We start from the raw sequence: 14286 nt of genomic DNA on the forward strand, positions 1-14286 counted from the left end.
TAAAGTGAAAATTATCAAACCGTTCCGCCGTCAATAAGGATCTCTGTTCCGGTGGTATGCACAATAAACAACAAAAGCCCAATCTCATAAACCTGGATTGGGCCACTTTTATTTTTCCACAAGCTACCTTTACTATTTCAATTCTGATAAAAATACTTTAACAACAAAATTTCTTATTTCATACCAATTATTATCTGTTAGAAAGTCCTCAACATTCCATCTAAACTGACCCAAATCCTCAATAGCAGACCGTATCTTCATTAATAAAACAACACCATTGCTGGAAATAACATTAGACTGGTGTAATTCTTCAATAAAAGTTTGATTCAAAAATGAATGATAGTCTCCTTCAAGCTCTTCCAAGCTTCTTCGAACTTTTTCTTCATATAAAACACCTGGTTCTTTGAGTGGAGCAAGTATCATGTTTAATGTAGATACCAGTAACTCGTATTTTTCAATTATATTTAGACTATTTTCCATAAATTATTCGAGATTTATCATCTTTAGCAGGCCTATACCCCTCTCCTACAACTTTAGTTTTTCCTGAGGAACCACTATTTATTTTATAATATCTTTACCCATTCCCTATAAACTTCCACCTCCATTTGTGACTTTGCTCATTATAATTCAAATAATCAAAGAAGCTTTAGACAAAGGAGGTTACGCGGTCTGTTATGACCTGGCCTCCAAGATATGTCGCAAATTTGTTCATGAATAAATATGTTGAACAATCTGAGAAAAAACTATCTTCTCCATTTCAACGATTTACTTATATTCTGTTACTTTCTCAACAAAACACCTGTTAATTTATAAAAAATAAAAAGATCAATTTCTAATGGATCATGTGGATCTTCAAATACGAGGAAAAATAAGAATTTGCATCAGACCTGATATACTTCCCAAACCACGCCGCCCAATACCAATTTGACAAGAGTGCCATCTTCAACCAGTGTATGTAGCACCTCATGCAATTCAGACTCTTCCAATTTAACTAATCCATATGCTTTATTGGTCAAAATAAATTCCCTCATTTTCCATAAACAAAACTTTATGGGATATTCATTGGTAGGCATAAAATCAAATTCACATACTAAACCGTCTTTTTCTAAACGGCAGCCCGCACCATGAAACTGGTAATTGAATCCACCAATTTGTCCCGAGCGATTTCGACTGCTCTTTTGTTCAAATTCTTCCATATTTGGAGAAAACTGATGTTTGAAGTCATTAATGAAAGCAACATAATCATTCAAAACCTTCCGTATAATTTGATTAATCATTTTGTATCAAGATACAAAATAGATATGTAAATTAGCTACTGCGTTATATTTTAATACAATGGGATTTTTTGGGGTTCGCAAGTTATCATTTATGTGTATTGTATCGATAAGCATATTATCGCAGGCTGTCGGTCAGTCACTTGTTTTGGATGACTCAATCGCGGATATTCCTCCTCACATGATTGAAATATTTCCTGAGCCGCCTTATGGTACAAACGGATTTAAAAATTGGATTGTTAAAAATTATAAGATACCAACTGCAGCCAAGAAAGCAAAAGTAAACGGCAAACTGATGATCAATTTTACGATTGAGAAAGATGGACGGCTCAGTAATTTTCAGATAACCAAAGATATCGGTTATCAAACAGGTGAAACACTAATTGAATTGATCAAAAAATCCAGTCCCTGGAAACCGGGATACCAAAATGGACGTGCTGTAAAATCCGGCTATACATACCCCCTATCATTCAGTGAAGGTGATTTAAAATTACAATCTGAGGCAAAAAGACAAAGATGAAAATCCACATCGTTAGCGACCTGCATAGAGAATTTGGATACAATGATTTCGATCTGAATTTAGCGGATGTACTTATATTGGCTGGAGATACGGATCTAGGAGTAAAAGGGATCAGCTGGCTCAAATCACTTTCTTTGGATATACCGATCATCTATGTACTGGGAAATCATGAATATTATAAGGGAGCATATCCGAAAACACTATATAAAATCAAAGACGCTGCAAGCAATTCAAATATCCATGTGCTGGAAAATGAATCTTTGGAGATCGATCGGGTTTGTTTCCATGGCTGCACACTCTGGACTGATTTTTCGTTAAAGGGCAATCCTGCTGCATATGGATCGCTATGCCAAAGCCGTATGAATGATTATAAGAAGATCAGATTGGGTGACAATTATGTCAAATTAAGAAGCATCGATACGTTTAGAATCCACCAAACTTCGAGACAATGGTTGATGGAAAGTCTTAGTGTCAGCGAAGCGAAACACAACATCGTAGTGACGCATCATGCTCCGAGCATGCGATCCTTACCAAAGAAGTATTTGGACGATCCGATCAGCGCCGCCTACGTCTCGGATATGGAAGCCTTTATCTTAAAGCATCAACCCTCCTACTGGATTCATGGCCATATACATACTCCCGTAAATTATAAAATCGGTAACACCGAAATTATATGCAATCCACAGGGCTATATCAATGAACCGTATAATGGGTTTAATAAGAACCTTGTCATAGAGATATGATCAAAAAACAACAATGAGAATGGAACAAATCGACGTCCTATGGCAGGGAAAAGTTAATCAATTTCCATATCGGATATATACATCCACAACGAAAAACGACGTTGAAACGACGAAGGATTTTGAGGAACTAGGTCTCATGACCCGTCATCATGATGGGTACATTCGTGAAATAGCAATAGCGAAACTAATGAATCTTTTTCCCTCGGAAAGCATTCCATATGTAGTGCAGCTATTAGGTGAGTATGTTATGGAAATCCATTTGACCATTATTGCATGCATTACCCCGCAGCAAAAGAGTTGGATCAAAGAATTCTTTACTGAAAACACATTATATGAAAGGGCGATCCGAAGTAGAATAGTAAGCTATTGGAATTGTTACTACAGATTTGACTTTATCAAATTGAAAGATTATCCAGCTTTCCAGTTTTTCTCTGATTGACTTATAATCAATGCGACAACTATTAATGGGAATTACCTATTGAGTATGGTCTTCAATTTGGGAAGATCCTTTTCGGTCAATCCGATATAAGAAGATGTAGATACTAGCCTCGTCTTTAGCTCTCGAGGTAGATCGTTTAACGATTTGTCATCATCTATTATGATGATTTCCTCCGGTTGCATACACTGCCGACCAATATGACCTAATATTTCGTCCTTTCGCGTATAGTGATCAATCAAATGTTGTTCAGCATTATCCAACAGTTGAAGTGAATCAATTCGAATATCCCTATCAAGAAATTTCTTTTTCCATTTTGCTACATAGAAGCCATCAGTTGCCTGCTCTACAGACCTATGTGGATTGGCATGTACCATGACACCGTCTATATCTAAAAGAAATTCATATTGCACGAAGCTAATAATTAATTTGGCGCTTCCACTCCACCCGTTTGCGATTTAATAATAAAAAATATTAGCCATAGATTGATAGTCCAGCCTAATTTTGTAAATTCAACGTATAAGCCATAGCATGAAACAGTTCATAAAACTATTCCACATTTCTGCCCTTACTATCCTCGTTACCGGTTGCAAGGATCCAGCTCGCACAAAGACAATGGATTTTGGTCTATTTACGCTTGAAGTTCCCTATAAATGGCAGCAGGTCAAACAAAATGGAGTAGACAGTTATGTCGGCGCAATTGCTGTAGACAACAAGGATACGCTTTACTTTGATCTGAGCATGTATTCAAATAGTTTGACAGAACATAATATAGAAGTCATTACCAGACAGATGATGGAGGAAAGTGCAACGGACTCTTCGGACTATATTATTGTAAAAGATATGCCGATATTGGATCTAGATCTCGACGCCGATCTGTACAGAAAACAAAATGTGTCCTGGGATACTATCGATAATAGAAGAGCGAAAATCGTATTTCCGAGAATATCCGGAAAAGGAACCACCGGAGTTGATGGACTTCGGGGAATCTCATTGGCTGGACAATCTTACCATCTTTGATTATCCAAAAACCAAACACGGGGTTATGTAAAATTATTCCTTAGAGGCACTCAAATCTATTATCAGTGAAAAATGAGGACTAATTTATTTAAATTAGAGCTAAATATTTAGAAAACTCTATTAAGCAAAATGAAATCAACGGAAGTATATCGAATAATCAATAAAATTATCTTTCCCGAATTAAAAGGTGCAGGGTTTAAAAAGACTAAAAGTGGCATGCTGGGATTTTACAAACAATTAAAAGATCACTATTTAGTTATTTGGTTCCAATGTGCCCAAAGTGGTTTTGATGCTTATGCTGGTTCTAAATTTGTCGTTGAAGTACAGGTTAGCAAGAACAATGACATCGGTTCTCCTTCTATTTTCAGAGAAAGAATCCCATTCTTTTTAACAGTGGACGATCTAGCCAAAGTAACCGAGCTCGAAAATAAAGTTAAAGACAAACTGCGTTTGCCACCTAGTAACCATTATATTTTTGGCATGGATGAAAATATACAGCTTTGGTACAAGAAAAAATTTGAGAAAGTTGATAACATCTACAAAAATTCTAGTGATATCTGGTTTGTATATTTTGACGAAACAGATATCAACAATTGGATTGAATTCTTACAACCTGTCATAAGAAAGGTCATATTTGATTTTGAAAAATCAGATTACTAAATGGAAAGTTTTTAATATCCTATCTAAAAGAATAGTTTTCCAACATGTTTAATGCCAATAGTTCATTTCAGCAGAAAATACAACCCAAAAATTGTGACCTCCTCGCCCCTGTTGAAATTTTTCCCTTTGGATTTAACCTCAGTCAAAACGAGGCTGTAAATAATGGCTTGCCAACCCAATGAGTATTATCGAGGGACCTCCTGGGACCGGTAAAAAGCAGACTTTTACATGATGATGTTTCACTTCTTCGGCCTCCGATGGTCAACCTGTTCCTGAGTAATACGAATAGGATTCACTTTAACGATATCTCCTTCTGTCAAGGATAATGTTTCATAATTAAGTCTCAAAGCTGTTGCAAGGTGAGTTATTCGCTGACTAACCATTGATGATTTCTCCACCATTGGGATGTAAAACTTGACCGCTTATAAAACTTGAATCTTCGCTAGCGAGAAATAGAAAACTTGGTGCAATCTCATTCGGCATTCCTGCCCTCCCCATGGGGGAGTCGCTTCCAAATTCGGAGTTTTTTTTAGGGTCAAATGAAGATGCGATCAATGGAGTCCATACCGGACCTGGCGCAACAGCATTGACCCTAATTCCTTTAGCGATAAGATTTGCTGACAAGCTTCGTGTGAAAGAAATTATTGCTCCTTTTGTTGCAGAATAATCGATCAACTTTGGACTGCCTCGATATGCAGTCACAGAGGAGGTATTAATGATGCTTGCCCCCTTCTTAAGATACGGTATGGCATACTTCGTAATCCAGAAATAGGAAAAGAAATTATTCTGAAATGTCTTGTTTAACTGTTCAGTGGTGATTTTCTCGATTGATTCTGTTTCCCAATGAAGACCTGCATTATTAACGATAATATCAACTTGCTTATGCGTTTTGATCGTAAGTTCAATCACTTTTTTACAGTGATTTTCTTTTCCTAAATCCCCTTTAATCAGCATACATTTTCTGGAGAAGGATTCAACCTCTTTCTGGGTTTGTTTTGCATCTTTTGTTTCGCTAAGATAGGCAATAACAATATCAGCTCCCTCCCTCGCAAATAACAAAGCTACAGCTTTGCCTATGCCGCTATCTCCTCCCGTAATTAACGCTACCTTATTGTGCAATTTTCCTTCTGCAGGATACGTTAACGGTGAAGTGTCAGGAACTGGTGTCATATTTACTTCCAATCCGGGTCGCTTTTGCTTTTGCAACGGTCGAATCTTCTTACTTGCTGCTTTTTTCATACCATTTACCGATTCATCCGTAAAGTGAACAAAGTCAAAGTCTGAAAAGTTTGGTAGGTATTTATATTTGTCCTTTAATGAAGGGATTTGAAAAAAATGCCACTGATTTTTAAGACGGACAATTTCTTGAGGATATCTTACATGCTAATTGATGTCGCTTTATTGAAATTTACATGAGCGACTAATATCCCTTTTTGATATTTTTATTGTTAGTATTTAAAGAAATAGCCATACTTTCTTCCAGTCCGCTAAAATAAAGTTCAAAATCAAACTTCTCAAGTAATGCTTTCGAAGCAAGATTTTCCGAATTTATAATTGCGATGCCATCTAAAATTTACTGCGATTTTTTGCCCTTTGTCAAAAGATTTAAGTTTTAATAGGCCTAATTTAGGTCCAATGGTTCATTAGACAGATAAAATACAGCAACACTCATTTATCAACAACAAAATGTTAACGAAAATTTACGGAAACTCAATTTATATATTTTGTTTTTGACGGCCGAAAAACTATGTAGTCAATGGTGGGCATTTTGACTATATGGCCTCAGTATTATCGAAAATAATCTAAAGAAGAAAACACCAGATACTACTAAAGTAATGTAGCGTTTAGGTCGTGTAGTTCCGATAGCTAGCACAAATTGTCAATAAAAGATATGAAAGGAAAATTTATTAAAGGAATTATACTATGTATTTTGGTTATACCCAATACACCAATTATAGGGACAGAAATATTAAAGGCCATTGATGGTGACCATTTTCGATATGCTAATGCAAACGCTGCGTTTACCAGCATTGAATACATAGATACTTATGCCCCTTGGATGAGCAAGTGGACAATGTATGGATTTATCCATGATACCAAACCAGAAATGATCAATATGGAAATATTTAGGCTTTACAGAATTAACCCGCTGTGTTTTTGGCGTTGGCGCTATTATTTAACGGTTAGCAGACATTTCGCGTATCGGGACTGGAAAAAAATAAAGCCAAATAGAGTTCCCTTCAAACCATCTAATAGATGGCAGGATTTCTGATTTTTGTAAAAACAATTTCATGGAAGAGGACTTTGAATTTCCATCATTAGCAATTCATGTACTGATCGTTGCCTTATCGAAGGAGATCACTCCATGTACCTGCCAGGGATGTAAGTAAGCAATAACCGGAGCGAGCCTCTTGCAACTCCGTCAGGCAACCCGTTAATAGGAATATTTTTGTTTTTTTTTACGCATTATAAACGCAGATTATAATATATTTAAATAACACAATTTTTTATTTTCAAATCATTCATTTTAACGCTAGGTTTATGGAAACTAATGGAGCAACAGTAGTAATTTCTCACCATATCAGAGAGGGAAGGGATCACGACTATGAGCAATGGCTGAATGAGATAGGACCGCTCTGCAGAAATGCCAGAGGGCTTATCGACTGGCAGATCATTCGTCCGATTCAGGGGTTAACGTACCTCTATACCGTTATCATTCGTTTTGATACGATAAGTAATTTGAAACACTGGATGCAATCCGACGATAGAAAACAATTGATTGAAAAAATCCGCCCCCTTTTGGCAAAAGATGATAATTATTACATTAACACGGGACTTGATTTTTTATTTACTTCGGAAAATAGCACAATGAAGCCTCCGGTGCGCTGGAAGCAGTTTTTGGTAACATGGTCGGCTATTTATCCTTTGTCAATAGTAATTCCGTTAATTTTACTTCCAATATTAAAAAGGCTGGGATTCCCTCCCATCCGGTTGCTTGATTCACTGTTTATATCTTGTGCTGTTGTTGCATTAATGGTCTATGTCATTATGCCAAACTATACAAAATGGATAAAAAAATGGCTTTATCGGTAACTTAAATGAGAGAAAATTTGTCAGAGAAAACGACACCTAGCTTTGCAAATTTTGCACTCATAAAACAATTTCTTTGTGGTATTTAATAGTAAGGGAAAATTCAGGCTTTATGAAGCCGCAAAAAAAATTTATCTGTTTTCATAATAATCTGTACGACGATAATAATGAATGGTCGAATTAGATTTTTTCATCCTATTATTATAGTCTTTTCTAAACAGAAACACAATAATTACAATGAATAAGAATAATAATAAATAGACAAATAATATATCGTATAGCCAAGATCCTTGCAGATAAAAGGAATCGTCTGCAAGAAAAAACGTTTGCTGTTCAATATTTTGTGGATTATAAAACAATATGTATTCCTTATCAGCTATTCTTCTCTTTGCTCTGTCCAACAGTTCAGTCCGCATTCCTTCAAAACGTCGCTGGCTCATAACCGGTAAAAATGCATAGTGCTTTTCCGCCTTGTCTAATTTCCGCAAGACCTGTTGTCCATTGGCAGTATATCGGTATTCGATATTTAAATACGCGTATTTTGTCTTTCCTCTGTGTATTTTAGACTCGAAGTTTAGGATAGCGGGTGCTGTTGCAACCCAGCTCGGGTGCGTCAGCACAAACTCTTTCCGCTCCAAAGATGGACTTACAGAAAAAACGGAAATTATTAAAATATAAACTGCTACCAATAGCACCGCAAACACCATGCGCTTGCCGCCTTGCATCGTTATGCGTTTTCCATTCACATCATAGCGGACTTCCTCCCGGGCATCTCCGTTACCTAATTTGCGAAGGATCATTTTTTGCAAGAGGAAATAAAGTAAAGCAGAGCATACCAGCGCATAAATAAAATAACGGTAATTATTGCCCCAAAAAATGATGACAAAGATGAATGCTGCAGCCACCGACCATTGAAGAAATTTCCCAATTGATTTCATAAGACTTAGTTCAGACTTAAGCAAAGCAATAACATTTATAGTTTATGCCATTGCAGTTCTCTATTATTCAAAAATAAAAATAAGGTATTGGACAATATCCATGGTCCTCTATTTAAAATCCGTGAGCAGAAAATTATGATTCGCAGTACAATGGTAAATTTTTGCGCAACCAGAACCAAGAAGTGGAAATACCAGGCCCGCTAAAGTAACATGTCACAGTTGCACGCGCTGTTTTTACTTTTTACACTTGTAATGCAGCTGTATCAATCCAGTATCAAATGCTTTTGCTGTGATAAATTCTAGGGCTTGCTCAGGTCTTCCATCTCTAAAAAGCCTTGTTCCATTACCTAACAGAACCGGAATAACCGAAATGAAAAAATCGTCTATTAAGCCGTATTTCAATAACTCATTGATTACTTCCGCGCCACCATCACAATAAATATTTTTACCGTCCCCTGATTTTAGGTATGCTGCCAATTCGGCTAAGTCCCCTGTGTAAAAAATCGTCCTACCTACTTGTGGCCTTTCGGTTTTTGTAATGACATAAATATCTCGCTGGCCATTGTCGTAGTGCGATGATCCGATTTCGCGAACAACATAGTCGTAAGTTTTTCTGCCAACAATTATGGTATCAATCCGGGACGCAAATTCAGCGTAGCCATAGTCTTCTCCATCTTTTTCTACTAATTTCAAAAAGCTTAAGTCGTCGTTGGGCTTTGCAATATATCCATCCAGGCTCATTGCAATGAAAAGTGAAATTTTTCGCATATGATTAAAGTTCTAAAGTTTAAGCAAATTTACATCTACGGTATCATCGACATTTTGTAAAAATGCGACAAAATTAAAGTGACGAAGGTAGAAGTCCTGTATTTCGTCTGATTTCAAGACTGAGATGTGAATGATCGTAGTAGCCACATTCAAAAGCGATATCCATAAAACTGCGGCTTTGTTTCGAATTTCTGATTAAGGACAATGCATGCTGAAAACGGATAATGTTTGAATATTCTTTTGGTGATAGTCCGATAAGCTTTTTGAAATTGCGTTCCAGCTGTCTCACCGTTGTGCAATTTCTTTTTGCCAGATCAAAAACGCTAATTCTTCCCTTGGATAAATGTATATCGTTAATCACAGTGTGTAACTGATTTGTTTTGGTTTTTAGCCTTTCGGAATAAAAACGATCGAAATAATTGAATGAATCTTCATGCACTTTATCAACACAAAAGGCGATGGACTTTTCAAGTTCGACGGTATTGTTTGTTAATTCATTTTGAGAAGCATAACGGTAAAAATTAGCAAAAGTCGCAGGCTTTAAGCAAAGGCCAATGAGATGCGTATCGTTATCAATAAGGCTGTCTTTGAAAGCAGTCATAGCACCTACTACATAGGTTTTCCCAGAATCCATCAAAAAACAACCATTATCAGTCAAACATTTATTCCCTAAATTCAATAGGATCCCAGCACAACCATCGGGAAAAACACGCTCCCACCCTTTTTCATATTCGTTTCCTTTCAGTTCCCAATAAAAATGAATATAGGATTCTAATTCTTTATAAGGTTTCACTTTCTTGTATTCCATTAGTCTTATGGGCTCAGTTTACTACGGTAAAATACGAAGTTATGATCAGAATTCACTCATGTATTTTCGGAGGCGCATTCTTGAAAAGTAGTACCGCAGAAGTACATTTTATCACGCGAAAAACTCCAAATTTGAATATCATCCCGTTTTAATTTATCTCCGGCTTTCGATTTCTTCGAAATACGACATTACTTTTTTGTCCGTTTCATTATGCAAAGTAACGGCATCGTCAAAAAGATCTCGCCTCAATTGTCTATAGAGCAATATGCCATTCCTCAAACTGCTTAATAAAGATTTTCTATCATACGTTGGAAGGGTGAGTTTTAATTTTTCGAGATCATCGGGGAGCAAATCCTGTTCGACTTTTCTAACACCCCGGGGTAAATTGTCATTTTTGATATGCAACAATGGGCCTAAAACAACCATTCGTAAAAACGCCATAAAGTCGTATGCTTCAAAGTATTCTCCCCGTCCTATTTTTAACAACGCGTAATGCACCCAGATCCAAAAACGATCTTCAATCCATTGATAATCTGGGTAAGGAAATTTTTCAACGGTCTGAGAAAGTATTGTTTCCAGTTGTTTGTCTTTATCGATTAGCAGTGTTGGATTTTCAATACGGACTTTAAATTCTTCAATTGTTAAAAATTTTATATCAACATGCAAAAGAGGATCGGCATAAAGACAAATTAATAATCTCGGTTCTCCAACGTGCTCTCCGGTAAAACCCGACAAAAAATTCCCTAGTCTTTTCGCGTAGTCCAACATAAGATTTCTGTCGTTAGAAATTCGTTGTCTCGTTACCAAAATTAGATCAAGATCTGAAAAGTCATCAATTTCATTTGTTAGCCAGGACCCCGCAATTGCCAAACCAATCACATTGTCATCTGGTTCTAAAATTTCCTTTGCTTTATAAGCAAATGCTTGTTGTATCATCATACTCTTTTAAGAATTGGTAATTCTCCCAGTTAATTAAGCATTGTTCTATTTTAGCAATCTCTGCACCAAAAGAATATCATACTGCATTAAGCTCCTTGAACGTCGCTAGCGAATTGCATTTGCGAGCTATGTTCACTGATAGTTATTTTAAATGCTCCGAAAGAAAAGCGAGTATTTCCGCTACCAATTGTCGATGTATTGATTTTCTGTCCGTGGCATTATGGTCGCGATAATAAGTAGGCTCATCTTTAACCAATTGAAGCTTCCCTTCATTCAAGAAAATGTAATGTCCTATTTTACCTTGAAGTACACTGTATTTTGAATTTTTAAGGACATTATTGTACTGTAGTGCGTTCGTTTTAAGAGGAGCTATCGAATCTTCTGCCGCGCCAATGATCAAAGCTGGTGATGTATTCGTTTGCTTCGCTTTTCGAAGGCCAAGCCCAAGGGCTGGAGACAAGGCTATACTGGCTTTAACGCGACTATCTCTTAAATCTGCGGGCACCCGTTCGCAGGATATTCTTTGCATTAATTCCCGGAGGTCACCTAACTCAGGAACGACAAATTGCTTTCGGTTTTCGGCTAACGAAGCGTTTTTCTTGAGCATATCGCAATCCAGTTTGACCCCGGCAAGCGCCAAAGTAGTATACCCCCCCAGTGAAAACCCTATGCCGGCAATCCTATTGCTGTCTATATAGCTATTAAACCGTGTATCGTCAAGTAATGATGAAATCAAGAAACGAATATCTAGCGGTCTATCCCAATAGCGTACAAAGTTCTCAGGAATTTTATTATCGAGCGTGTTGCCCCAATGATCTGGAGCAACAACAAGATATCCGTTTTTCGCCAATTCAATCGCCAGCCAAGATAAGCTAAATCGATCGCCTCCAGTACCATGAGACAACACGATCAATGGATGTTTATTTTGTATAAATGCTGCGTCTTTTGCTGTAGGCGGTAAAATAAATGGCCGTTCTGTATCCTTAACATTGCTGTCCTCTGTCGGATACCAGAGCTGCACACTTAAAGGACGCCCTCGAATAGAATCAGTATACGCAATTTTACGTTCACCAACGTTTTTGACCGGTGTATGATAAATCATTAAAAATAGACTCAACAAAACAAAACTAAATGGGATATTCATATTCGATACGACTAAACTTAGGCTATTATCAATTGAAAATAGAGACAAACCACCTATCAATAGACAAATTTACGAACGGTAAGTTTATTAGATCAATGGTTATATTTAACCATAAAATAGTTTTCTCCGCAATGCTATATTTTAAATAGCAGCTCAGGTATAGACGAAGCTGCTAGCCTTGGGTGGTTTATTTTCAATACGAATGGGTTAAACATCCAATTTAGCTGACGAATAAAACATCCAAACTAAAAATACATAAAAAAATAAAAGTTGGTATATTTACTTTTGTGCCAGGTAAAACAACGACTCATGTACGATACTTTAATCAACTATATCAATTCGAAGGTTTCCAGGCCCCTAAACTTAGATGAAATTGGGATCCTAAAAAATAATTTTGTTCACCGTAAAATAAAAAAGCGTCAGGCATTTTTGAAAGAAGGTGAAATAAGTAATCACATGGGATTTCTTGTCAAAGGAGCTATGAAAAAATACAGTATAGATGCAAAAGGTGCCGAACACATCATGAGCCTTTATATTGAAGGCTGGTGGGTCGGTGATCGGGAAAGTTTTGCAAAAATCACAGCCTCCGCCTTCAATATTGAAGCTTGTGTAGACACTGATTTGCTTGTCTTGACGAAAAAAGCCGCAGCGGAGGTATTTTCCCTTCCAATCATGAATGAACTTACACGCCGATTGGATGAAAATTATTCTTATGCAAGCCAAAAAAGAATCAATGCTGCCCTAAGTATGACGGCTGAAGAACGTTATAATATGCTTATTGATAGCTATCCTGAATTTACACAGCGCTTTCCACAGCAATTGATTGCATCTTATCTAGGGATCACCAAAGAAACGCTGAGCAGAATCAGGTCCCGGGCAGTCAAAAAATAATTAGGATTGATTTACCAGGGGAATTACCTTTGTTCCGATTAATTCAATGGCTCTAAACATATCTTCCCTACTCAGTCCTGGGTTATCCATCTGAAATGTAAATCTTGAGATCCCACCCAAAGCCTCACTATGCCGCAATATCTTTTCTGCAACTTCTTCGGGGTTGCCAATAACATAGGCACCTGTCGGTTTGGCTTGGGCCTCAAACATTTCCCGTGTGGGTGTCGACCAGCCTCTCTCCTTTCCAATTTTACCCATCATTTCCTGATATCCCGGAAAGTAAAGATCTTTAGCCTTTGAAGTTGTATCTGCTACAAAACCGAGTGAATGTAGCCCTACTTTAAGCTTCTCCCGAGGGTGTCCGGCCTTTTCTCCCGCTTCGTAATATAAATCTATCAAAGGCCGAAAGCGATGGGTTTCACCCCCGATGACGGCTACCATTAATGGGAGCCCCAGTATTCCGGCACGAATAAATGATTGTGGCGTGCCTCCTACTCCTATCCAGACAGGAAGCTGCTCCTGCACCGGCCTAGGATATATTGCCTGCTGTTTCAGCTCTGCCCGGAATCTTCCCTTCCAGGTTACTGTTTCGTGATCACGTATTTCTAAAAGCAATTTGATTTTCTCCTCGAAAAGTACGTCATAGTCCTGCGTGTTGAACCCAAATAATGGAAAAGCATCGATAAACGACCCTCTTCCAGCTACAATTTCAGCCCGCCCTTTAGAAATGATATCCAATGTTGCATATTCCTGAAATACCCTTACAGGATCTGCGGCACTCAGTACAGTGACCGCGCTCGTTAGACGAATCTGCCGAGTCCTGGCGGCCGCCGCCGCAAGTACGACTGCCGGTGATTCATCCAAAAATTCTTTTCTATGATGTTCCCCGAGCCCGAAGACATGCAATCCTGCCTGATCTGCAAACGCTATCTTCGACAACAGCGTTTCCATGGCTGTCATATTTTCCGCTGAGCTCAATCCCCCATTATATGCTCCGGTTGCTATAAAACTATCTATTCCTATTTCCATAATTATTGATTTAATCTGATAGATTT

18 protein-coding genes are annotated in these 14286 nt (G+C 37.5%); 8 read left to right on the forward strand and 10 right to left on the reverse strand.

Annotated elements, in window-relative coordinates:
* Positions 1-132: 132 nt before the first annotated feature.
* On the reverse strand, positions 133-480 hold the full coding sequence (locus AAH582_RS14605) for a hypothetical protein (RefSeq protein WP_343318273.1): 348 nt from the start codon (positions 478-480) through the stop codon (positions 133-135).
* A 401-nt stretch (positions 481-881) separates the two neighbouring features.
* Positions 882-1277 (reverse strand): DUF6896 domain-containing protein, encoded by a 396-nt coding sequence (locus AAH582_RS14610; RefSeq protein WP_343318275.1) that lies wholly within the window; start codon positions 1275-1277, stop codon positions 882-884.
* 58 nt (positions 1278-1335) lie between these two features.
* Between AAH582_RS14610 and AAH582_RS14615 the strand changes: the two genes are divergently transcribed.
* Genes AAH582_RS14615 through AAH582_RS14625 form a run of 3 tightly spaced genes read left to right on the forward strand, consistent with a single transcriptional unit; the run spans position 1336 to position 2976 of the window.
* Positions 1336-1794, forward strand: coding sequence for an energy transducer TonB (locus AAH582_RS14615; RefSeq protein ID WP_343318277.1), 459 nt, complete (start codon positions 1336-1338; stop codon positions 1792-1794).
* Positions 1791-2537: a metallophosphoesterase gene (locus tag AAH582_RS14620; protein ID WP_343318279.1), complete on the forward strand. Its 747-nt coding sequence runs from the start codon at positions 1791-1793 to the stop codon at positions 2535-2537. Before AAH582_RS14615 ends, AAH582_RS14620 begins: the two co-directional genes overlap by 4 nt.
* Positions 2538-2556: 19 nt before the next feature.
* A complete protein-coding gene (locus tag AAH582_RS14625) occupies positions 2557-2976 on the forward strand; it encodes a hypothetical protein (protein ID WP_343318280.1) in 420 nt (139 codons plus the stop codon).
* A 32-nt stretch (positions 2977-3008) separates the two neighbouring features.
* Here the strand turns inward: AAH582_RS14625 and AAH582_RS14630 are convergent, their stop codons facing one another.
* Entirely contained in the window at positions 3009-3386 is a 378-nt protein-coding gene (locus AAH582_RS14630) for an HAD domain-containing protein (RefSeq protein ID WP_343318281.1), read from the reverse strand.
* 118 nt (positions 3387-3504) lie between these two features.
* On the opposite strand from AAH582_RS14630, the gene AAH582_RS14635 reads away from it, so the two are divergent.
* Together AAH582_RS14635 and AAH582_RS14640 are read left to right on the forward strand one after the other, a co-directional pair.
* A complete protein-coding gene (locus tag AAH582_RS14635; RefSeq protein WP_343318283.1) occupies positions 3505-3993 on the forward strand; it encodes a hypothetical protein in 489 nt (162 codons plus the stop codon).
* 129 nt (positions 3994-4122) lie between these two features.
* Positions 4123-4653 (forward strand): hypothetical protein, encoded by a 531-nt coding sequence (locus AAH582_RS14640; RefSeq protein ID WP_343318285.1) that lies wholly within the window; start codon positions 4123-4125, stop codon positions 4651-4653.
* A 375-nt stretch (positions 4654-5028) separates the two neighbouring features.
* Here the strand turns inward: AAH582_RS14640 and AAH582_RS14645 are convergent, their stop codons facing one another.
* Positions 5029-5892, reverse strand: a complete 864-nt coding sequence (locus AAH582_RS14645) for an SDR family oxidoreductase (RefSeq protein WP_343318287.1) — start codon at positions 5890-5892, stop codon at positions 5029-5031.
* A 652-nt stretch (positions 5893-6544) separates the two neighbouring features.
* On the opposite strand from AAH582_RS14645, the gene AAH582_RS14650 reads away from it, so the two are divergent.
* Entirely contained in the window at positions 6545-6925 is a 381-nt protein-coding gene (locus AAH582_RS14650) for a hypothetical protein (RefSeq protein WP_343318289.1), read from the forward strand.
* A gap of 269 nt (positions 6926-7194) precedes the next feature.
* Positions 7195-7746 carry an antibiotic biosynthesis monooxygenase gene (locus AAH582_RS14655; RefSeq protein ID WP_046672998.1) on the forward strand — a complete coding sequence of 184 codons (552 nt, stop codon included), beginning with the start codon at positions 7195-7197 and terminating at the stop codon, positions 7744-7746.
* A gap of 128 nt (positions 7747-7874) precedes the next feature.
* On the opposite strand, the gene AAH582_RS14660 is transcribed toward AAH582_RS14655, so the two are convergent.
* From AAH582_RS14660 to AAH582_RS14680, 5 genes are all read right to left on the reverse strand, one after another.
* Positions 7875-8681, reverse strand: coding sequence for a hypothetical protein (locus tag AAH582_RS14660; protein ID WP_343318290.1), 807 nt, complete (start codon positions 8679-8681; stop codon positions 7875-7877).
* Positions 8682-8915: 234 nt separating this feature from the next.
* Positions 8916-9449, reverse strand: a complete 534-nt coding sequence (locus tag AAH582_RS14665; protein WP_343318292.1) for a dihydrofolate reductase family protein — start codon at positions 9447-9449, stop codon at positions 8916-8918.
* 73 nt (positions 9450-9522) lie between these two features.
* Positions 9523-10257: a helix-turn-helix domain-containing protein gene (locus tag AAH582_RS14670; RefSeq protein ID WP_343318294.1), complete on the reverse strand. Its 735-nt coding sequence runs from the start codon at positions 10255-10257 to the stop codon at positions 9523-9525.
* Between the two features lie 153 nt (positions 10258-10410).
* Positions 10411-11196, reverse strand: a complete 786-nt coding sequence (locus tag AAH582_RS14675; RefSeq protein WP_343318295.1) for a hypothetical protein — start codon at positions 11194-11196, stop codon at positions 10411-10413.
* Positions 11197-11338: 142 nt separating this feature from the next.
* Positions 11339-12340: an alpha/beta hydrolase family protein gene (locus tag AAH582_RS14680; RefSeq protein ID WP_053003568.1), complete on the reverse strand. Its 1002-nt coding sequence runs from the start codon at positions 12338-12340 to the stop codon at positions 11339-11341.
* A 309-nt stretch (positions 12341-12649) separates the two neighbouring features.
* Here AAH582_RS14680 and AAH582_RS14685 point away from each other — a divergent pair, with 309 nt between their 5' ends.
* The gene (locus AAH582_RS14685; protein ID WP_046672994.1) at positions 12650-13231 is read left to right on the forward strand and encodes a Crp/Fnr family transcriptional regulator; all 582 of its coding nucleotides are present in this window, start codon (positions 12650-12652) and stop codon (positions 13229-13231) included.
* Here AAH582_RS14685 and AAH582_RS14690 read toward each other — a convergent pair whose 3' ends face one another.
* Positions 13232-14260, reverse strand: coding sequence for an Atu2307/SP_0267 family LLM class monooxygenase (locus AAH582_RS14690; protein WP_343318299.1), 1029 nt, complete (start codon positions 14258-14260; stop codon positions 13232-13234).
* Positions 14261-14286: the final 26 nt, after the last annotated feature.

It is taken from the genome of Sphingobacterium multivorum (assembly GCF_039511225.1).
In the GTDB taxonomy this organism is placed as follows: Bacteria; Bacteroidota; Bacteroidia; order Sphingobacteriales; family Sphingobacteriaceae; genus Sphingobacterium.

What these genes read in the sequence shown, in the direction of transcription:
- AAH582_RS14680 (WP_053003568.1), bottom strand. Translation starts at nt 12,340, where the DNA reads ATGAATATCCCATTTAGTTTTGTTTTGTTGAGTCTATTTTTAATGATT.
- AAH582_RS14660 (WP_343318290.1), bottom strand. Translation starts at nt 8,681, where the DNA reads ATGAAATCAATTGGGAAATTTCTTCAATGGTCGGTGGCTGCAGCATTC.
- AAH582_RS14685 (WP_046672994.1), top strand. Translation starts at nt 12,650, where the DNA reads ATGTACGATACTTTAATCAACTATATCAATTCGAAGGTTTCCAGGCCC.
- AAH582_RS14670 (WP_343318294.1), bottom strand. Translation starts at nt 10,257, where the DNA reads ATGGAATACAAGAAAGTGAAACCTTATAAAGAATTAGAATCCTATATT.
- AAH582_RS14675 (WP_343318295.1), bottom strand. Translation starts at nt 11,196, where the DNA reads ATGATGATACAACAAGCATTTGCTTATAAAGCAAAGGAAATTTTAGAA.
- AAH582_RS14610 (WP_343318275.1), bottom strand. Translation starts at nt 1,277, where the DNA reads ATGATTAATCAAATTATACGGAAGGTTTTGAATGATTATGTTGCTTTC.
- AAH582_RS14625 (WP_343318280.1), top strand. Translation starts at nt 2,557, where the DNA reads ATGGAACAAATCGACGTCCTATGGCAGGGAAAAGTTAATCAATTTCCA.
- AAH582_RS14615 (WP_343318277.1), top strand. Translation starts at nt 1,336, where the DNA reads ATGGGATTTTTTGGGGTTCGCAAGTTATCATTTATGTGTATTGTATCG.
- AAH582_RS14650 (WP_343318289.1), top strand. Translation starts at nt 6,545, where the DNA reads ATGAAAGGAAAATTTATTAAAGGAATTATACTATGTATTTTGGTTATA.
- AAH582_RS14655 (WP_046672998.1), top strand. Translation starts at nt 7,195, where the DNA reads ATGGAAACTAATGGAGCAACAGTAGTAATTTCTCACCATATCAGAGAG.
- AAH582_RS14690 (WP_343318299.1), bottom strand. Translation starts at nt 14,260, where the DNA reads ATGGAAATAGGAATAGATAGTTTTATAGCAACCGGAGCATATAATGGG.
- AAH582_RS14640 (WP_343318285.1), top strand. Translation starts at nt 4,123, where the DNA reads ATGAAATCAACGGAAGTATATCGAATAATCAATAAAATTATCTTTCCC.
- AAH582_RS14665 (WP_343318292.1), bottom strand. Translation starts at nt 9,449, where the DNA reads ATGCGAAAAATTTCACTTTTCATTGCAATGAGCCTGGATGGATATATT.
- AAH582_RS14620 (WP_343318279.1), top strand. Translation starts at nt 1,791, where the DNA reads ATGAAAATCCACATCGTTAGCGACCTGCATAGAGAATTTGGATACAAT.
- AAH582_RS14605 (WP_343318273.1), bottom strand. Translation starts at nt 480, where the DNA reads ATGGAAAATAGTCTAAATATAATTGAAAAATACGAGTTACTGGTATCT.
- AAH582_RS14635 (WP_343318283.1), top strand. Translation starts at nt 3,505, where the DNA reads ATGAAACAGTTCATAAAACTATTCCACATTTCTGCCCTTACTATCCTC.
- AAH582_RS14645 (WP_343318287.1), bottom strand. Translation starts at nt 5,892, where the DNA reads ATGAAAAAAGCAGCAAGTAAGAAGATTCGACCGTTGCAAAAGCAAAAG.